This window comes from Streptomyces sp. NPDC104381 (assembly GCF_055583745.1).
Window position 1 is genome coordinate 954044 of sequence record NZ_JBVJNK010000002.1, and the last position, 19692, is coordinate 973735.

The 19692-nt window shown below is 72.0% G+C and carries 15 protein-coding genes and 1 pseudogene; 9 read left to right on the top strand and 7 right to left on the bottom strand.

The window, feature by feature from the left end:
- Positions 1–14: 14 nt before the first annotated feature.
- Positions 15–842, bottom strand: a complete 828-nt coding sequence (locus ACZ607_RS09015) for a sulfurtransferase (RefSeq protein WP_469733235.1) — start codon at positions 840–842, stop codon at positions 15–17.
- Positions 843–1084: 242 nt separating this feature from the next.
- Here ACZ607_RS09015 and ACZ607_RS09020 point away from each other — a divergent pair, with 242 nt between their 5' ends.
- From ACZ607_RS09020 to ACZ607_RS09060, 9 genes and pseudogenes are all read left to right on the top strand, one after another.
- A complete protein-coding gene (locus ACZ607_RS09020) occupies positions 1085–1861 on the top strand; it encodes a VOC family protein (protein ID WP_469733237.1) in 777 nt (258 codons plus the stop codon).
- A gap of 821 nt (positions 1862–2682) precedes the next feature.
- The gene (locus ACZ607_RS09025; RefSeq protein ID WP_469733239.1) at positions 2683–6756 is read left to right on the top strand and encodes an amino acid adenylation domain-containing protein; all 4074 of its coding nucleotides are present in this window, start codon (positions 2683–2685) and stop codon (positions 6754–6756) included.
- A 58-nt stretch (positions 6757–6814) separates the two neighbouring features.
- On the top strand, positions 6815–7423 hold the full coding sequence (gene epsC / locus ACZ607_RS09030; RefSeq protein WP_469733241.1) for a serine O-acetyltransferase EpsC: 609 nt from the start codon (positions 6815–6817) through the stop codon (positions 7421–7423).
- A 50-nt stretch (positions 7424–7473) separates the two neighbouring features.
- A pseudogene (locus ACZ607_RS09035) lies at positions 7474–8376 on the top strand (ATP-grasp domain-containing protein); the annotation flags it as partial.
- Between the two features lie 57 nt (positions 8377–8433).
- The gene (locus ACZ607_RS09040) at positions 8434–9729 is read left to right on the top strand and encodes a pyridoxal-phosphate dependent enzyme (RefSeq protein ID WP_469733442.1); all 1296 of its coding nucleotides are present in this window, start codon (positions 8434–8436) and stop codon (positions 9727–9729) included.
- Positions 9726–11006, top strand: a complete 1281-nt coding sequence (locus tag ACZ607_RS09045; RefSeq protein ID WP_469733242.1) for an ATP-grasp domain-containing protein — start codon at positions 9726–9728, stop codon at positions 11004–11006. The genes ACZ607_RS09040 and ACZ607_RS09045 overlap by 4 nt, the downstream gene beginning before the upstream one ends.
- 82 nt (positions 11007–11088) lie before the next feature.
- Positions 11089–12345 (top strand): ATP-grasp domain-containing protein, encoded by a 1257-nt coding sequence (locus ACZ607_RS09050; protein ID WP_469733243.1) that lies wholly within the window; start codon positions 11089–11091, stop codon positions 12343–12345.
- Between the two features lie 8 nt (positions 12346–12353).
- On the top strand, positions 12354–13619 hold the full coding sequence (locus tag ACZ607_RS09055; protein ID WP_469733244.1) for an MFS transporter: 1266 nt from the start codon (positions 12354–12356) through the stop codon (positions 13617–13619).
- Positions 13620–13692: 73 nt separating this feature from the next.
- Complete coding sequence (locus ACZ607_RS09060) at positions 13693–14145, top strand: cupin domain-containing protein (protein ID WP_403998332.1); 453 nt, start codon at positions 13693–13695, stop codon at positions 14143–14145.
- Positions 14146–14215: 70 nt separating this feature from the next.
- Here the strand turns inward: ACZ607_RS09060 and ACZ607_RS09065 are convergent, their stop codons facing one another.
- The 6 genes from ACZ607_RS09065 to ACZ607_RS09090 form a co-directional block, all read right to left on the bottom strand.
- Positions 14216–14767, bottom strand: a complete 552-nt coding sequence (locus tag ACZ607_RS09065) for a nucleoside deaminase (RefSeq protein ID WP_469733444.1) — start codon at positions 14765–14767, stop codon at positions 14216–14218.
- Between the two features lie 2 nt (positions 14768–14769).
- Positions 14770–15630: an LLM class flavin-dependent oxidoreductase gene (locus ACZ607_RS09070; protein WP_469733245.1), complete on the bottom strand. Its 861-nt coding sequence runs from the start codon at positions 15628–15630 to the stop codon at positions 14770–14772.
- Between the two features lie 129 nt (positions 15631–15759).
- Positions 15760–16962, bottom strand: a complete 1203-nt coding sequence (locus ACZ607_RS09075; RefSeq protein WP_469733247.1) for an MFS transporter — start codon at positions 16960–16962, stop codon at positions 15760–15762.
- 189 nt (positions 16963–17151) lie between these two features.
- Positions 17152–17802: a thymidine kinase gene (locus ACZ607_RS09080; RefSeq protein WP_099176513.1), complete on the bottom strand. Its 651-nt coding sequence runs from the start codon at positions 17800–17802 to the stop codon at positions 17152–17154.
- Between the two features lie 53 nt (positions 17803–17855).
- Positions 17856–19043, bottom strand: a complete 1188-nt coding sequence (locus ACZ607_RS09085) for an alkaline phosphatase family protein (RefSeq protein ID WP_469733249.1) — start codon at positions 19041–19043, stop codon at positions 17856–17858.
- The gene (locus ACZ607_RS09090; protein ID WP_469733251.1) at positions 19043–19639 is read right to left on the bottom strand and encodes a DUF5998 family protein; all 597 of its coding nucleotides are present in this window, start codon (positions 19637–19639) and stop codon (positions 19043–19045) included. The genes ACZ607_RS09085 and ACZ607_RS09090 overlap by 1 nt, the downstream gene beginning before the upstream one ends.
- Between the last annotated feature and the right edge of the window lie 53 nt (positions 19640–19692).

The window sequence follows — 19692 nt, forward strand, 5'->3', positions numbered from 1 at the left end:
GGAGGCCGTGTGCGTCAGAGGGGGTCGGGGCCCGTGGCGACGGGGCGGGACTCGTCCGAGGACCACTCCGACCAGGACCCGGCGTACAGGGCGGCGGGGTACCCGGCGAGCTCCAGCGCCAGCACCTCGTGAGCCCCCGAGACACCGGACCCGCAGTAGACGCCGACCGGGCCGCCGCCGTCGGCGCCCAGCGCGGAGAACCGGGAGGCGAGCGCCTCGGCGGGCAGGAAGCGCCCGTCCTCGCCGACGTTCTCCGTGGTGGGGGCGGAGACGGCCCCGGGGATGTGGCCGCCGACGCGGTCGATGGGCTCCACCTCTCCCCGGTAGCGCTCACCGGCCCGGGCATCGAGCAGCAGACCGGAGCGGGCCAGCTTCGCGGCCCCGTCCGCGTCGAGGAGGCCGAGCGCACCCGGCCGGGGCCGGAAATCGCCCTCGGCGGGCTCCGGGACGTCGGTGGTCAGCGGGCCGGTCCAGGCGGCGAGACCGCCGTCCAGTACGCGGACGTCGGGGTGCCCGGTCCATCGCAGCAGCCACCACGCGCGGGCGGCGGCCCAGCCCTGACCGCCGTCGTGGACCACCACGGGGGTGTCCTGGCCGACCCCGGCCCGCCGCATGACGGCACCGAAGGCCTCCGGGTCCGGCAGAGGGTGGCGGCCGCCGCTGCCCGCCGGGCCCGCGAGCTCGGAGTCGAGGTCGACGTAGACCGCGCCGGGGAGGTGCCCCGCCTCGTAGTCGGCGCGGCCGTTCGGCCCGCCGAGCTGCCAGCGGATGTCCAGGAGCACCGGCGGACGAGGCCCCGCCGACTCGCTCAGGTATTCGGATGCGGTGATGATGGGCTTCATGCGTGCCATCTTCGCGCAGGGGCGGCCGCCCACGGCGGCGTAGTACCGAATTGGATGTACCACACCAAAACGGTCTCCGGCCCGATCGGAAGCCGGAAAACGCGGCGCGGCCGGGGTGCCTCGGAGGCTCAGTGGTGCGAGCATCTGCACGGAGCGTACGCACCCGTATGCGTACCGCTGGGCACCGTGCGGACTCCGTCCCCCCGTACGGCCACCCCGATGGTGCGAGGAGAGAGAAGAAGATGACCGAGGCTGCCACCCGGCGCACGCCTGGAGCGCCGTGCTGGGTGAGTCTGATCGTGCACGGCCTGACCGCGACCCAGGAGTTCTACAGCAGGCTGTTCGGCTGGGAGTTCCTGCCCGGGCCCGAGCAACTGGGGCCGTACGTCCGCGCGCTGCTGCACGGCAAGGAGGTCGCCGGCATCGGCCAGCTGCCGCCCGGCCGGCACCTCCCGATCGCCTGGACGACCTATCTCGCGACGGAGGACGCCGACGCCACGGCCGAGGCGATCCGCTCCTGCGGCGGGACGGTGGCCGTCGGCCCCCTCGACGCGGGGAACGCGGGACGCCTGCTGCTCGCGTCCGACCCGGGCGGCGCGGTCTTCGGGGTCTGGCAGGCGGCCGAGCACCTCGGCACCGCCCTCGCGGGCACCCCCGGCACCCCCGTGTGGAACGAGCTGGTGACCCGGGAGACCGCGTCGGTCGCCAAGTTCTACCAGGCGGTGTTCGGGTTCGGGACCGAGGCGGTCGTCTCGGCCGACTTCGACTATCAGACGCTGCACATCCAGGGCCGCCCGGTCGCCGCCCTGCACGGGGTGGGAAGCGCCCTGCCGCGCGACCGGGGGCCGCACTGGATGACGTACTTCCAGGTCGCCGACACCGACGAGGCGGCGGCACGCGTCGTGGAGCTCGGCGGGCATGTGTTCCAGCCGCCGCAGGACACCTCCAGCGGCAGGCTGGCGCTGGTCGCGGACCCGGAGGGCGCGATCTTCACGATCGTGCGGCCGGCCGGCGCCTGACCCTCCGGCTCTTGTCGTGTCCGTTGCAGCTCTGTGAACGATTTCCGGGCGCCCCGGTCCCGTCGGCACACCGTCGGCGGATGGCGCCGGGGCGGGATGTTCACTACAGAAGATGGCTACAACTGTTCGCACGAAAGGGAGTTGCCGCGCCGCCGGACGCGTCGGCGACCGGCGTGAATCCGCTGCTCCGGCACGTGTGACCGCAGGTTCCCCGCACTGCTGACGCGCCCTGATTTCGCCCCCGGCTCCGGCGCAGAAGATCCGGAACTGCGCCTTTCGCTTTGCATCACGTAATGCCGAGGCCCTTCGGTCAGCACCGGGAGCGGCCCTGCGTCGATCGGCCCAAAAGGGGCGGACCGGCCGCCCGTACGCCGACCGCGGGCCATGTCCGTCGTGTACGTTCTGGCTGCCCGCCGAGAAAAGGTCGTCCTGTTCCGGCGGGCGCCCCGCCCTTCATCTGGAGGGCGGAAAGGATGACCGGAGTGGGGGGAGGCGTGAAAGGCATGCCCGCAGGACTTTTCGCGCGACCGAAGAACCCGCCCCGGCGATGTACCGGGACGGCCTGAGCGCCGGCAGAACTCGGCACGGTCGCGACAACTCCCTTCAGGGGAGCGACCGTTCATCCACACACCGCGCGAACGCGACCGCTTCCTTCCGGAAGAAGCGCCCTCACGGGCCCCGGTCCCCTTTGTTCATGAATTCCCCAGGGTTTGTTACGCGACAACAGGTGGTCGATCATCGTTGCTGCCTTTGACATCAGTCATGTCCGCATGCCTCTCACCGGCAATGCGCTCCACAATGACGAATTCTAGGTTCGAAGGATGATGGAGAAAATTACGGGGCCCGAGGAATTGTCTCTGTCGGACATGCTGCGCGCGTCCACGAGGACCCAGCCCGACCGGACCGCGGTCACCTGCGGAACGGAACGGCTGACCTTCCGCCAACTGGGCGAGCGCAGCGAGGACGTGGCGGAACGCCTCCGTCAATTCGGTGTGTCGGCCGACGCGTTGGTGGGCGTCTTCATGGAGCCGTCCGTCGATCTCGTGGCGAGCGTCTGGGGCGTCCTGCACGCGGGCGCCGCGTATCTGCCGCTCTCGCCGGAGTATCCGGACGAGCGCGTGCGCTACATGATCGCCGACTCGGGAACCGGGGTCATCCTGGCCGACGAGTCCCTGGCGGCCCGGCTGGCCACGATGACGCCACCCGGAACGGAGATCATCACCTCCGGTGGCACGCGGGCCGTCCGCGGGGCCGGGCAGGTCGCGCCGGACACCGCCGCGACCGCTCCCCCGGCCCGCCCGTCCGCCCGGGGGGACGATCTGGCGTACGTCATCTACACCTCGGGGAGCACGGGCAACCCCAAGGGCATCGGCATCGAGCACCACAGCATCGTCAGCCAGCTGCGGTGGCTGGCCGACGAGCAGGGGCTGGACCGGAGCAGGACCGTGCTGCAGAAGACGCCGCTGAGCTTCGACGCGGCGCAGTGGGAGATCCTCGCGCCGGCCTGCGGCAGCAGCGTGGTGATGAGCGGGCCGGGGGTCTACGCCGATCCGGGCGGGCTCATCGACCTGATCCTGGCGAACGAGGTGACCACCCTCCAGGGGGTGCCGACCCTGCTCCAGGCCCTCGTCGACACCGGCCGACTGCCCCACTGCACCTCGCTCACCCATGTCTTCAGCGGGGGCGAGGCGCTCACCAAGAGCCTGGCGGTCGAGCTGCTCGACGCGTTACCGGACTGCGCGCTGGTCAACCTGTACGGCCCGAGCGAATGCACCATCAACGCCTCGGCCCACACCGTCGACCGGAGCACCGTCCAGCACGGCCCGGACCACATCTCCATTGGCCGGCCCGCACGGGACGTGACCTTCCACATCCTCGACGCCGACCGGCGGCCCGTCGCACACGGCGAGTCGGGGGAGCTGTACATCGCGGGCCCCCAGCTCGCCCGCGGGTATCTGAACCGCCCCGCGCTGACGGCCGAACGGTTCCTCACCAACCCGTTCTCCACCGACCCGCTGCACTCCCGTCTCTACCGCACCGGTGACCTGGCCCGGTGGAACCCGGACGGCACCGTCCAGTTCCTCGGCCGCACCGACAGCCAGGTCAAGCTGCGCGGCTTCCGGGTGGAGCTGGACGAGATCAAGGTGGCCATCGAGAAGCACGACTGGGTGAAGCGGGCCGCCGTCCTGGTCCGGGACGATCCCAGGCTCGGCGCCAATCTCATCTCGTTCATCGAGCTCGATCCCGAGCGGGCCGCCCTCATGGACCAGGGCAACCACGGAGCCCACCACCAGTCGAAGCGGAGCAAGCTCCAGCTGAAGGCCCAGCTGGCCGATCTGGGCGTACGTCAGGAGGACGCCCCGCAGGTCGTCGATCTGCCCGGGCGGACTCCCACGGTCCAGCAGCGGCGCACGGCGTTCGCCCGTAAGACCTACCGCTTCTTCGAAGGCGGCGAGGTCACCCGGGACGACGTCCTGGAGCTGCTCGCCCGCCGGCCGGAGAGCCCCGTCGCACCCCGGACCCCGGACACCCTGACCCGGTCCGAACTCGGCTCCCTGCTCCGCAACTTCGGCCAGTTCACCAGCAACGAACGGCTGCTGCCCAAGTACGCCTACGCCTCCCCCGGCGCGCTGTACGCCACCCAGCTCTACCTGGAGCTGTCCGGCGTGGCCGGCCTCGCCCCCGGCCACTACTACTACAACCCGGTCAGCCATCAGCTCTCGCTGATCAGCACCGCCCCCGCCGGGCCGCCGAGGCTGCGGGTCCACCTCATCGGCCGCCGGTCGGCCATCGAGCCGGTCTACCGCAACAACATCCAGGAGGTCCTCCAGTTCGAGGCCGGCCACATGATCGGCCTGTTCGACCGGCTGCTGCCCGAGCACGGCCTGCGGATCAACGCCCGTCGGGGGGTGCCGGAGATCAAGGCGCTGCTGCGGTGCCCCGACGAGGACCACTACCTCGCCACGTACGAGGTGGAGCCGTCCTCCGCCCCGGCCGTGCCCACCCCCGTGGACGTGTACGTGCAGGCCCACCCGGACAGGGTCTCCGGCCTGGACGCCGGCCAGTACCGGTACGACGGCGCCGGTCTGGTGCGCGTCTCGGACGAGCTGGTCCTGAAGCAGCACGTCATCGCCATCAACCAGGAGGTCTACGAGCGCGCGAGCTTCGGCGTCACCCTGGTCGGCAGCGCCGCCGCGCCCTGGCAGCGCTACGTCGACCTCGGCCGGGAGCTGCAGCGGCTCCAGATGAACGACCTCGGCGTGGGCCTGATGTCCTCCGGCTACAGCTCGGAGACCGGCAACGACCTGCCCTCGGCCCGGCGCATCTCGGCCGTCGCCTCCCTCGGGCCGGACCGGGCCTCCTACTTCGCGCTCGGCGGCCGTGTCAGCGCCGAGCAGCGGCTCAGTGAGGGGATGAAGGAGGACTCCGTCCACACGCGTGGTCCGGCGGAGATCGTCAGGGACAACCTCTCGGCGTCCCTGCCGCCGTACATGGTGCCCAACCGGGTCACCGTGCTGGACTCCTTCCCGCTCACCGCCAACGGCAAGATCGACCACCAGGCGCTGCGCGCCCTCGACGAGGACGCCATGCGCGACACGGAGGCGCCGGTCGTCCCGCCGCGTACGCCCACCGAGGAGGCCGTCGCCGCGCTGTGGCAGGAGGTGCTGCGGCAGGAGAGGGTCTCGATCCGGGACAACTTCTTCGCCGCGGGCGGCCATTCGCTGACCGCCGTCAATCTGGTGGGCCGGATCAACCGGGAGCTGGGGAGTGCCCTGCCGCTCCAGGTCCTGTTCGACTCCCCGACCATCGCGGAGCTGGCCCGGCGCATCGACCGGGAACCGGCGACCGCGCTGTCCAGGGCGGTGCGGCTGCGCGGCGGGGACGGCCCCCGGCCGGTCTTCTGCTGGCCGGGGCTGGGCGGTTACCCGATGAGCCTGCGGCTGCTGGCCGGCCGGCTGGACCTGGGCCGGCCGTTCCTCGGTGTCCAGTCCTACGGCATCAACGCCGGCGAGACCCCGTACCCGACGTTCGACGAGATGGTCGCGCGGGACATCGAGCTCATCGGACGGATCCAGCCCACCGGCCCGTACGTGCTGTGGGGTTACTCCTTCGGGGCCCGGATCGCCTTCGAGGTGGCGTACCAGCTGGAGCGCCAGGGCCGGGAGGTCGAGGAGGTCGTCCTCATCGCTCCGGGCAAGCCACCGGTGGAGGCCGCCGGAGAGGTCACCGCGGACGCGGCGGCCGGCTTCGGGGACACCACCTTCGTCTCGATCCTGTACTCGGTGTTCGCCGGGAACCTCGAACGGCGTGCGGTCCAGGAGTGCCTGGCCGCCACGCACGACGAGGACTCGTTCGTCGCGTTCGTCTGCGACCGGTTCGAGCACCTGGAGCCCGACCTGGTGCGCCGGATCGTCGGCGTGGTGAGGCGGACGTTCCTCTTCGAGTACGCGCCCCACGAGCTGGCCGAGCGCACCGTCACCGCGCCGGTCACGGTCTTCAGGGCCCGGGGCGACCAGGGCTCCTTCATCGACTCCGGCCACGCGCTCTCGGCCGCGCCTCCCAGGATCATCCAGCTGGAGGCCGATCACTACAGCCTGCTCCGCACCGGCGGAGTGGACGAACTCGTCACCGCCGTCCAGTCCGCACGGCGCACCAGAAAGGCCATCGGAGTGCCCCACGTCAACATCAAACACTTCCCGGGCGACCTCGAAGCACACCAGGTCTCGGCCCTGGTCGAGGCCATCACCAGCGCGGTCCAGACCGCCTTCTCGGTCGACGGGGGCACGGTCTCGATCGCCCTCGAACCGGTGGCCCAGGACGTCTGGAACGAGCGGGTGTACGTGCCGGAGATAGCCGGCGGCACCGGCAACCTGATCAAGGTCCCGAACTACTGAGCCGGCCGCCCGCAGCCGACGGGCCGGCATGAACCGGCCATGACCTACGGAGGACCGCATGCGCAGGACGATCGCCAGGGCGAAGGAGGACCTCGCCGTGATCGTGGCGCGAGACCCGTCGACGCGCACCCGCGCGGAGGCACTGCTGCACCCCGCGCTGCCCGCGCTGTGGGCCCACCGGGTGGCCCATGTCCTGCACACCCGGGGCCACCGTCACACGGCGAGGTTCCTGGCCTACGTGGCCCGCGCCGTGACGGGCGGCATCGAGATCCATCCGGCCGCGGTCCTCGGCCGGCGCGTGTTCATCGACCACGGGGCGGCGGTGGTGATCGGGGAGACCGCGCGGGTCGGCGACGACGTGACGATCTTCCACCAGGTCACGCTCGGCGCGGTCGGCTGGTGGCGGGACGGCCGGCGCGAGCCCGGTGCGCGCCGGCACCCGGTCCTCGGTGACCGGGTGGTGATCGGCACCAACGCGATCGTGCTCGGCCCGGTGACCGTCGGCGACGACGCCCTGGTCGGGGCGGGTTCGCTCGTACTGACCGATGTGCCGCCCGGCGCCCGTGTCATGGCGCCGGCGGCCGAGATCGTCCGGCGGCCCCCGGCCGAGGACCGCGAGGACGCCGCTCAGCTGCTGCGCGCCCTGGCCACCTCCGGGTGCTGGTGACGACCCGCCCCTCCCCCGTCCGCCCTGTCCCCAGCCGACCGCGTGTCGGCATGCCATCGGAGGCATACGTGATTCATGTCGGTGTCCTGGAGAGCAACCTCTCCGGTTCCGGCTTCGAGGGCCTGCAGATCATCAAGGAACTCGACTGCCGTGTCACCTTCTTCACCCGCGACCTGGACCGCTACCTGGAAGTACCGGGCGGCCCGGCCTACTTCGACGACTACGTGGACGAGATCGTCCACTGCGAGACCAACATCCTCGAGAAGCTCCTGCCGCACGTGCACGCGGCCGGAGCGGACCACCCCTTCGACGCCTTCCTGACCCTGGCCGAGTACGACGTGGTCGTGGCCGCCGAGGTGGCCGTCCTGCTGGGGCTTCCCACGGTCAGCGTCGACGGCGTCGCGGTGGCCCGCAACAAGGCGCTGATGCGCCGGCGGTGCGCCGAGCTCGGGGTGCCGATGCCCGCGTTCCGTACGGTACGGACCCCCGAGGAGGCGGAGTCGGCGGCGGCCGCGATCGGGCTGCCCTGCGTCGTGAAGCCGGCCGACGAGACCAGCAGCGCCGATGTCCGGCTGGTGGAGACCGCGGCGCAGGCCGCGGAACACGTCCGGCTGATCCGGTCCAGGGTGGAGAACACCCGTGGCCAGAGCCGCTACCACGAGCTGATGGTCGAGGAGTACGTGAGCGGTCCCGAGGTCAGCGTGGAGGTGCTGGCCGAGGGCGACCGCTACGAGGTGTTCGGGGTGACCGACAAGTCGGTCGGCGGCCTGGGCTACTTCGTCGAGCTGGGCCACACCTTCCCGTCCAGCCTGCCCGCCCCGGTCGTGAGCGCCTGCGGCGAGGTGGCCGTGGACGCGCTGCGCGCGGTCGGGTTCGACCTGGGCATGGCCCATGTCGAGATCAAGGTGACCGCGTCCGGGCCCAAGCTCATCGAGATCAACCCGCGGCCCGCCGGCGGAAAGATCACCTACCTCGTCGACCGCGCGCTCGGCATCCGCTCGCTGGAGCTGGTGGCCCGTCAGTACCTCGGCCAGCCGCTGCCGGCCCGGGTCCTGCCGGAGCAGCCGGTCGGCGGGACCGCCATCCGGTATCTGACGGCCCAGCCCGGCCGGGTGGTCTCCATCGGCGGCCAGGAGCGGGCCGCCGCGCTGCCCGGTGTGGAGGAGGTCGTGCTCAAGCCGAAGCCGGGCGACGAGATACGGGAGCTCCGCCGCAACGGGGACCGGGCCGGTCATGTGCTCGTGGTGGCCGATACGGCCCAGCTCGCGGCGCGGACCGCCGAGGCAGCCGCCAAGGAGATCAGCATCAGGACCGAGCCGGTCGTCCGGCGCCCGGTCGCGGACTCGCTCGTCGAGCTGATCGGCGGTACGCCGCTGCTGCGGCTGCCGGTGGAGCGCATCGTGGACGGTGCGCCGGACGACGCCGTCGTCCTGGCGAAGCTGGAGCTGTTCAACCCGTGGTCCAGCAGCAAGGACCGGGCCGCGCTCGCGATGCTGCGCGGCGCCGAGGAGCAGGGCCTGCTCGGCCCGCCGGGCGGCACCGTCATCGAGGCGACGTCGGGCAACACGGGGATCTCGCTGGCGGCGCTGGCGGCGGCCCGTGGCTACCGCTGCGTCATCGTGCTGCCGGACAACGCGACCCAGGAGCGGGTGGCCATCCTGAAGTCGCTCGGCGCCGAGGTGGTGGCGACCCCGCACACCGGCGGGTACCAGGCGGCGGTCGACCGGGCCGAGGAGATCCACCTGGAGACCCCCGGGTCGTGGTTCTGCCGCCAGCACGACAACCCCGACAACGCGCGGGCGCACTACGGATCGACGGGGCCCGAGATCTGGTCCGACGCCGAGGGTCTCGTCGACGTGTTCGTCTGCGGGGTCGGTACGGGCGGCACGCTGAGCGGTGCGGGCCGGTACCTCCGCGAGAAGAACCCCTCGCTCCGCATCGTGGCGGTGGAGCCCGCGGGGTCGCCGCTCCTGTCGGGCGGGGAGCCCGGCACGCACTGCATCCCGGGGTTCAACGGCGGCTTCATCGCGCCGACCACGGACCAGGCGCTCATCGACGAGGTCATCGCGGTCTCCGACACCGACGCGCTGGAGACCACGCGCCGCCTCGCGCTGCACGCGGGCCTCCTGGTCGGTGTCTCGGCCGGCGCGGTCGCGTACGCCTCCGGTGTCGTGGCCGGCCGCCCGGAGTACCGGGGCAAGCGCGTGGTCACCCTGCTGCCCGACACCGGGGAGCGGTACCTGAGCCTGCTGGGCCGCGCGGCCGAGCCGGTGGCGGTGGCGGCCGGGGCCGGCGGTGCCCGGTGACCGGCCCCGCCTCCGTCCCCGCCGTCGACCGGCCCCGCCTGCTGATGGTCATGCCGTACCGCCAGTTCGTCAGCAAGGCGCAGGAGGAGGGGTTCTGGGTCGGCGCGATCTGGGACTCCCGGCTGGAGTCGCCGGAATACCTCGACGACGTACGCGAACGGGCGGACCTGTTCGTCCTGACCGACTTCGGGGACGAGGAACTGCTGCGCGGCACCCTCCGCGAGGTGGCGCGGGAGCACGGCGTCACGGTGATCTACCACATCGGCCGCGAGGAGACCATGGTCAGCGCCTACGAGGTGGCCGAGGAGCTGGGCGCCGAGGTCAACCCGGCCTCGGCGATCCGCCTCCTGTCGGACAAGCACGCGATGCGGGAGCTGCTCGCGGAGCGCGGCCTCTCGCCGGTGTCCTTCGCCGCCGTGGCGACCCGCGACGAGGTGCCGGACGCCGTCGGGCGGGTCGGGTGGCCGGCCGTGGTCAAACCGGCCGCGCTCGCCGGAAGCCGGGGCGTCTTCCTGTGGCAGGAGCCGGCGGACCGGCTGCCCTGGACCGAACTGGTCGAACAGTACGCCTACGACGGCCCGTTCCTGGTCGAGGAGTATCTGCGCGGTCCCGAGTACAGCGTGGAGACGCTGAGCGTGGACGGCCGTCACCAGGTCGTCGGGATCACCGAGAAGCTGCTGGGGCCGCCGCCGCTGTTCGTCGAGGTGGGTCATGTGCATCCGGCGCCGCTCCCCCAGGACCGTGAGGAAGCCGTGGAGGCGCTGACAGCGGAGTTCCTCACGGCCTGCGGCTACCGGTTCGGCCCCGCGCACACGGAGGTGATCTGGACGACGGAGGGGCCGCGCATCGTCGAGTCGCAGGCCCGGCTCGGCGGCGACCGGATACCGAGGCTCGTCCAGCTGGCCACCGGACTGGACATGGAGCAGGCGGTCTTCGCCGCCCTGGCCGGGACACCGGCGGAACCGTCCACGCCGACGGCGACGGCGATCGTGCGCTTCTTCACCTTCCCGCCCGGCCACGTCGACGAGGTCCGCGGTGTCGAAGCGGCCGCCCGCCTCGGCCACGTCGACGAACTGACCGTCCGGCTGCGCCCGGGAGACACCGTGCCGGCGGTCCGCGACTCCAAGAGCCGGCAGGGCCACGTCATCGTCTCCGGCGCCTCCCCCGAGGAGGCGCGGGCCCGCTGCGCCGAGGTACTGGCCTCCATCGAGGTCGTCGTCGACGGGGTCCCCGCGCGGGCCGACGGCCGGAGCGAGGTGCTCCGGGCACCCGCATGAACCGCGTCGCGCACGAGGCCTCACCCCCCATGAAGAAAGGCAGTCCCATGCAGTACTCCGATCCCTCGACCAGGAGGTCACCATGACCGTCCGCGACACGGACGCCCAGGTGGTGTTCGTCGGTTACAACGCGGCCTACCTGCGTGCGATCGACGGGAGGGTCCCCGGCGGGTCCGTCGTGGTGATCGAGGAACCCGACATCATCCGCAAACGGGACCTGCGGGACGCGCCGGCGGCCTTCGACTGCCTGGACCGGATCGTCCCGGCGAGCTACCAGCAGTCGGCACAGGCCCTGGACCTGGCGGCCGAGCTGTCGGCGGAGCGGCCGGTGGCCGCCGTCGTCCCGGGGCTGGAGTACGCGGTGCCCGCGGCGGCCGCGCTGGCCGAGAAGCTGGGACTGCCGGGCGCGACGGAGACGGCCGCACAGGCCTTGCGCGACAAGGTCAGGCTGCGCGAGGTCGCCGGAGCGGGCGGCGTACGCAATCCGCGCTGGCGGGAGGTGCACGGGCCCGAGGACATCCTCGACTTCGCCGGCGGAGGCCCGGTGGTGGTCAAGCCCGCCAACCGGCAGGCGAGCGTCGGGGTGCAGCTGCTGGACTCCGTGGACGCCACCACGGCGGCACGGGCCTGGGAGCGGACCTCGTCGGCCTCCGAGTACGAACAGGTGCCCGACCGGCCGCTGGACTGGCGGTTCCTGGCCGAGGAGCGCCTGGAAGGCGCCGAGTACAGCATCGAGGCGCTGGTCCGGGAGGGCGAGATCGTCTTCGAGAACATCACCGCCAAGACCGTGATCCCCGGGCCGTACCCGGTCGAACTCGGCCATCTGCTGCCCGCCCCGCTCGACGAGGACACGCGGGCCGCGTTCGGGACGGCCCTGCGGGCCCTGGTCTCCGCGCTCGGCTTCCGGACCGGCATCCTGCACGCCGAGTGGATCCTGACGGAGTCCGGACCGACGCTCGTCGAGTGCGCGGGCCGCTGCCCCGGCGACTACCTGATCGACCTGGTCGACCTCGCCTACGACACCACCATCCGGCTGACCCTCATCGACCTGCTGGCCGGACGGCCGGTCACGCTGCCCGCGACGGCGCGGCGGACCTCCGCGATCCGGTTCCTGGCGGCCGGGCCGGGCACCGTGACCGAGGTCTCCGGCGAGGAAACGGCGAAGGCGCTTCCCGGCGTCCGGGCCGTGGAGGTGGACGTCGAGGCCGGCCAGGAGGTACGCCCCTGGGCCTCCTCCTGGGACCGCGCCGGGCACGCCATCGCGACCGGACCGGACGCGGACACCACGCTGCGGCGCGTCCTGGACGCGGAAGCAGCCATCCGCATAGCAACCGATTGAGGACGAACATGTCTGAACGCTGGCAGCGCGTCCGCGGGTGGCGCGGATCCATGCCCGGAGGGCCGGTCGGCATACGGCTGGCCGTGATCGCGATGATCGACGCGGTGGGCACCGGTGCCTTCCTCGCCGTCTCCGTCCCCTTCATCACCAGATCGGTCCACCTGTCGGAGCGCAACCTCGGCTTCGGCCTGGGCCTTTCCGCGGCCATCGCGCTGGCCACGGCCATTCCGATCGGGATCCTGGCGGACCGGATCGGCCCGAAGAAGGTCCTGGTCGGCGTGAGCCTCTGGCGGTGCGCCTGCTTCGTGGTCTATCCGCTCGTCCAGAACCTGTGGCAGTTCCTCACCGTGGTGTGCCTGCTCGGCCTGGTCGACAAGGCGGCCGCCCCAATGGAACAGGCCCTGGTCGGGCAGGCGGTGCCCACCTCGGAGCGGGTCAGGGTGGTCGCGATCCTGCGCTCGATGCGCAATGTCGGCTTCACCCTCGGAGCGCTGCTCGGCGGTATCGGGCTGCTGATCGACACCCGGGCCGGCTACACGGTGATCCTGCTGCTCAACGCCGCCTCGTTCGCCGTGCTGGCGTCCCTGGCCTCCCGGCTACCGCTGATCAACGCCCCGGCGACGCAGCTCCGCCGGCGCTTCTCGGTCAGTGTGCTGCGGGACGGCTCGTTCCTCTCGTTCGCCGGGATCAACGCCATCCTCACCATGCACATGACCCTGCTCAGCATCGGCATCCCACTGTGGATCGTGGGGCACACCGATGTCTCGGCCGCGGTGATCTCGCCGCTGGTGGCCGTCAACACCGTACTCGCGGTCCTGTTGCAGGTACGGGCGAGCCGGGGGACCGACGACATCCCCGGCGCGGCGCGCGCCCTGGTGCGCGCCGGTGTCTCGCTCGCCGCCTGCTGCCTGCTGCTCGTGGCGGCTCCGGGGCTGCCGGTCGTCCTGGCCGTCGGTGTGCTGCTCCTGGCCATGGTCGCGCTGACCGGCGGCGAGCTGTGGCAGTCCGCCGGCGGCTGGGGCGGCTCCTATCTGCTCGCCGTCCCGGGCCAGGAGGGCGTCTACCTCTCGGTCTTCTGGCTCGGCGTGGCCGTGCAGCAGATCGCGGCACCGATCGTCGTCAGCCTGATCGTCACGGTCGGTGCCGCCGGATGGGTCGCCCTGGCCGCGGTGTTCGCCGCCGCCGGGTTCGCGGCGCCGGCCATCGGCCGGTGGGCCCAGAAGCAGGCGGCCGAGCGGCCGCAGCCGGTCGTGACTCCGGCCGAATCAACCTGACCACCCCTGCCCGCCGCTCCGGCGACCGGGCCGTCAAGTTCCAGCACCATCGTTTCGACCACTGAGGAGAGAAGTGTCTGTTCCGCTGTATGTCCCGTCGGGTGAGGGCGAGTTCGTCGATATCCGGGACACGAAGAGGACGTACCTCAAGCTCACCACCCCCGACTCCGACGGCGAGTTCGGCTTCTTCGAGCACCACATGGCCCCCGAGGCCAACGGGGCGAGTCCGCACGTGCACAAGAAGTCCACGGAGATGTTCTACGTGGTGAAGGGCGAGATCCAGTTCACCATCGGTGACCGCAAGGTCGTCGGGGAACCGGGGGCGTTCGCCTACGTGCCCAAGGGCGAGCCGCACGGCTTCACGAACGTGGGCAAGGAGCAGGCGACCCTGCTGATCATGTTCTATCCGATCTACGACCGCGAGGACTACTTCCGCGGCCTGGGCCGGCTCACCGCCAACGGGCGCAACCCCAGCCTGGAGGAGCTGCAGGAGCACATGGCCAAGTACGACCAGTTCATGGTCTGATCCCCTGCGCACAGGAGGACGGCCCGGGCCCGGCGGCGGAATCGCTGCCGGGCCCGGGCCGCTGCCGTCGTCAGCTGCCGGACGCGTCGCCCCCGGTGCGGGCGCGCAGGGCCAACGCCTTTACCTCGGCGGCCAGTTCGGGGACGGGGCCGGCCGTGTCGAGCCCGGGGACGACCTCCCGGATGGACAGCGGGCGCAGGGGCGAGGTGATGGGCGCGCCCCACTCCGCCTTCCAGTCCCGGGCCTGCTGCGACGAGCTCGCGTAGACGATCCGGCCCAGGCCGACCCACCCGTGCGCGGCCGCGCACATGGGGCAGTGCTCCCCCGAGGTGTAGACGGTCGCCGTGGCCCGTTCCTCGGGGCCCAGGTTGGTCGCGGCCCACCGCGCGAGTTCGAACTCCGGGTGCTTCGTGGGGTCTCCGGTGGTCGTCTCCCGGTTGCGGTCCTCGGCCAGGATCTTGCCGTCCGCGTCGACGAGCACGGAGCCGAACGGCCAGTCACCGGCGTCCACCGCCTCGGCCGCCAGCTCGACGCAGCGGCGCAGATAGGGCAGGTCGGCGTCGGTGACGGCGGTGGAGCGATCGGCGTCGCTCGCGGGAAGGTCGTGGTCGTCGGGGGCCACTGTCACTCCGTCTCTGTGGGGTATCGGTGCGCACGGTGCGCGGCCACGGTGGCCAGCGCCTGCCATGCCGTCTCGGGCCGGAGGGTCTCGTCCGGGTCACCGCTGTAGGGGTCGAGCAGCACGGTCTCCGCGCCGGTGAGGCGCAACTGCTCGATGTCGTCGAAGATCTGGTCGATGGTGCCCTCGCCGGCGCGGCGGTCCGGATGCCCGACCGGGCTCTCCGTGAGCCGGAGGGTGATGCGCGGAACGAGCTCGGGCACCGGCCGCCCGAGTCCGGCCGCGATCTCCTTGAGCCGCTCCACCGCTTCCAGGAACCAGGGCATCGTGAAACGCAGAGGATGCCACGGCATACCGAGGCGTGCCGCCCGGCGCAGTGCGACGTCGCTGTTGCCACCGATCCAGATCGGGATCTGTCCGCTCCGGTAGTCGTCCTCGTCGTCCCATGCGGTGCGCAGCGTCCGAAGATATTCGTCGGTCAGTGCGCCACGCTTTTCGAAAGGTACGTCGAGTGCGGCGAATTCCTCCCGCGCCCAGCCGACACCCACACCGAGAATCAGCCGCCCGCCGGAGAGCTGCTGGAGGTTGGCCGCCATTCGGGCGGTCAACAGCGGGTGCCGGTAGGGCAGGATGAGGACCGTGGTGCCCAGTTCTATCCTGGTCGTGACACCGGCCAGGAAGGAAAGCGTCGTGAACGGCTCGTAGAACGGGGCGGGATACTGCTTGGCGACGTCCGGTGTGATCGCCACATGGTCGGAGACCATCAACAGGTCAAAGCCGAGACCTTCCACCGTTTTGGCCCAACGGACAAGATTGTCCGGGGTGGTTCCGGGGCCGAAGTTGGGAACATTTACGCCTATCCGCATGGTCCAAGAATAACAACTCACGTACCGCTGCGTGGAGTTAATGCCGAGGGGCCACGCCGTCGAATGAGGGGAACAGCGGGGAATTCCGTACGGCCCGCCGCAGGAGGGGCTTTGCGCGTGTGTACACGGCTATCCGTCCGGGCGACAGGGGCGTCGCGTCACGGGGAGCAGCAGCAGTCCGGCCAGGACCGCCGCCGTCGCCCCGAAGAGGGTGGCCGGGCCACCGGCGGTGAGCAGGGGGCCTCCCCCGAGCGAGCCGATGCCGGTTCCGGCGTCGAAGGCGATGTTCCACGCGACTCCGGCCAGGCCGAGCCGGGCGGAGCTGTCGTCGGCCGCCTGCATGACCAGCACCAGCGTGGCGCTCTGTACGGCGCCGAAGCCCGACCCGAACAGCACGGCGCCGGCCAGCAGCAGCGGGGTCCCGTGCGATGCCGAGCCCGCCGCCGTGCCGAGCGCGGTGAGGAGGACGGCGGGTAGCAGCACCGGCCGTCCGCCGTACCGGTCGATGAGCCGTCCGGCACCGAGCCGGGCGAGCACGGAGGACGCCTGGGCGGCGAACAGCGCCTCGGGCGCGGCAGGTGCGGTCAGCGGCAGGAAGGTGAAGAAGACGCCGTACGCCGTGGTGGAGGCCAGCTCCAGCAGGAGGGGGCCGGTCATGGGGCGCAGGGACCTCCAGGTCCCGCCGCGGAGCCGTTCGGCCGGGGGCGAGGACGGGCGCGCGGACGCCGCTTCCCGGGGGAAGCCGAACGATCCGGCCACGACCAGACCGGCCGCACCCGCCGCGAGGGCGAAGACGAGCCCGTACGCCTCCTGCCGGGCCAGCGCGATTCCCAGGGGGGCGCCGAGGACGCCGGCGACACCGACCACGGCGCCGTACCAGCCGATGGCCCGCCCGCGCCGGGCGGAGGGGAAGAGGTCCGTGGTGAAGGTGACGCCCGCGACCACGAAGACACCGAAGCCCAGCCCGCGCACCGCCGCGAGACCGTGCAGGGCGGTCAGCGTGGTGGCGGCCGGCAGAGCCGTGCAGGGCAGCCCCAGCAGCGCACCGCTCAGCGCGAGGGAGCGACGCCGGCCGAGCCGGGCGAACAGCCGTGGTGTGAAGGGCTGGACGGCGAGGGTGGCCCCCATGAGGGTGGCGGTGAGCGCCCCGGCGCCCGCCGGTCCGGCACCCGAGCGTACGGCGTAGGCGGGCAGCGCGGAGAGCAGCAGATTGAAGCTCGCGAAGCCCCCGAAGGCCGCGATCAGGGCGCCGCCGACCGCTGCCCGCCTGCGCCGTGCGGACCGGGACGCGCGGCGGTCCGCCGGGGCGGTCGGCTCTGCCGGGGTGATCACCGCGACCGCACCGCGCCCACGGGCACGGTGCGCAGCGGGGGCGAGCGGTGGGGTGTGTTCTCGGGCACGTGGACGAAGGTACCCGCGCCGGACGCGGAAACGGCGTCCGTACACGTGGAGTTCACAGTAGGGCGTCAGGCCGGCCGTCCGGCGCCTCCAGGCGGCCGTGCGGACCGGCGGCGCCGGGCGTCAGGCGGATGACACGGGCAGGACGTCCGGGGACAGTGCGCCGGTGCGCGCGGAGGCTGCGGTCGTCCGGCGCCGGTGGTGACGGCGGCAGAGCACCTCGTAGCCGATCTCGCCCATCGGCCGGTTCACATCACCGACCACGACCTGTGCGCCCTCGACGACCATCTCGCCGTCTATGGTCCGCGCGTTGTGCGTGGCACGGGCTCCGCACCAGCAGAGGGCCTCGACCTGGAGCTGCTCGATCCGGTCGGCCAGTTCGATCAGTCGCTGCGAACCGGGGAACAGCCTCGTGCGGAAGTCCGTCGTGATCCCGAAGGCGAAGACGTCCATGTCCAAGTCGTCCACGACGCGCGCCAGTTGATCGATCTGGTCCGGGGCCAGGAACTGCGCTTCGTCCACGATCACGTAGTCGACCCTGCCGCCCTTGGTCAGCTGGGCGACCAGGTACGCGTACAGGTCCATCCCCTCGTCCGCCTCGACGGCCTCCGTCACCAGGCCCAGCCGCGAGGACAGCTTGCCTTCCCCGGCCCGGTCGTCCCGGGTGAAGATCACACCCTGCAGACCGCGCGCCGACCTGTTGTGGCCGATCTGGAGAGCCAGGGTGCTCTTTCCGCAGTCCATCGTCCCGGAGAAGAACACGAGCTCGGGCATGAGAGAGTGCGGCCTTTCGGAGGTGGGTGCGGGACGGGAACGGGAGACGTCGGCTACGAGCGTACTTCGAGGAGCGGGACCAGCTGTTCGACGGGGGTCAGCGATCCGTGCATCCCCACCATCGCCGACTCGTGCGGCTCCTTGGCCGAAGCGGTGATCACCACGTCGTCGTGGGCGGCCGCCACCACGTCCCCGATCCTGCCGTACACCCGCTCGTCGATCCGGGGGCCGAACCAGCCCGCCGCGATCGCCTCGTCACGGCTCGCCACCCAGAACTGCTCGCCGAGCACCTCGCGCCAGACGGTCAGGACGTCCGCTTGGGCGCCGGGGACCGCGTACACATGGCGGGCCCGGCCCTCGCCGCCCAGCAGGGCGACCCCCGCGCCCAGCTCCCAGTCCTCGTCGAAGTCGATGCGGGACTGTTCGTCGAAGGGGATGTCGATCATGCCGTGGTCGGCGGTGATGTACAGCGCGGAGCGGGGCGGCAGCTGCTCGGCGAGGCGACGGGCCAGCCCGTCGACGTACATCAGCTGGCCGCGCCAGGCGTCGGAGTCGACGCCGAAGCGGTGCCCCTGGCCGTCGACCTCGCTGTAGTACGTGTAGACGAGGGAGCGGTCACCCGCGGCGAGCCGCTCCGCCGCCAGGTCCATCCGGTCCTCACCGGTGAGCCGGCCGAGGAAGGAACCGCCGCTGAGCGCGACCTTGGTCAGGGGGGTCTGCTCGAAGCCGGGGGCGGAGACCTGGGCCGTGCGGACGCCGGCGGCGTCGGCGAGCGCGAACACCGTCGGGTACGGCTGCCACGCCTTGAGGTCGGTCCACGGCTTCCAGCGGAGCTGGTTCATGAGCGCGCCCGTCCCCGGGTTGCGCACCGTGTAGCCGGGAAGGCCGTGCTCCCCGGGAGGCAGGCCCGTGCCGACGGAGGCGAGCGAGGTCGCCGTGGTCGCGGGGAAGCCCGAGGTGATCGGCCGGCCGGTGCCGCCGCGCGAGGTCGGGAGCAGCGAGTGCAGGAAGGGCGCCTCGTCGGGGTGGGCCTTGATCTGCTCCCAGCCGAGCCCGTCGATCAGGAAGACGCAGTTCCGGTCGGCGGGGGTGAGCTCCGGGATCGCCGCCTCGAAGCCGGGGACCTCCTGGCCCGCGACGAGCGTCGGCAGCAGATCGGCCAGCGAGCCGGTGCCGTACTCGGGCACGGGCGCGGCCTCGGGGGCGAGGAGAACGGGGTCCTGCCAGGCGGGCTGGACCATCAGCGGGTGGTCGTCGCGGTCACGGCCGTGGCCTCGGAGAGCGACTGGGCGAAGGCGAGGGTCTGGCGCACGGTGTCCGGGCCGTCCCCGGCCTCGCTGACGCGGAGGCTCAGATCGTCGGCGGTGGAGCTGCCGGTGTAGCCGTGGTCCGCCTCGCAGTTGGGGTCGCCGCAGGCCGCGGGCTCCAGGTCGATGCGGGAGACCGCGCCCCAGCCGATCGTCAGGACGACCTCGCGGGGCAGGGTGCCCGGCACGTACTTCTCGGGGTTGGCGACGACCCGGCTGACCACGACGGACGAGATCCGGTCGAGCTTGACCGACTCGGTGGACGTCGTGGCGTACGGCGTCGGGGAGCTGGTGTCGGCGGCCTGCTCGTCGGTGTGGCTGACGATGAAGCGGGTGTCCGTCAGGACGAGGACCGTGACATGGCGCCGGACCTCGTTGGAGTCGAAGGTGGTCTCCTGGTGCACCAGGTACGAAGCGACCGGCTCCCCGCCGACGGCGGCCTCCACCGCCTCGGCCACGAGGGCCGGGTAGTAGCCGCTGCGCTCGATCGCCGCGCGCAGCCCCTGGGTCGTCGTACCGGTCTTTGCCATGGGAACCATCCTACGGGGGGCCGGTGACTGCCGGGGACGCCGTGCGCGGGTCC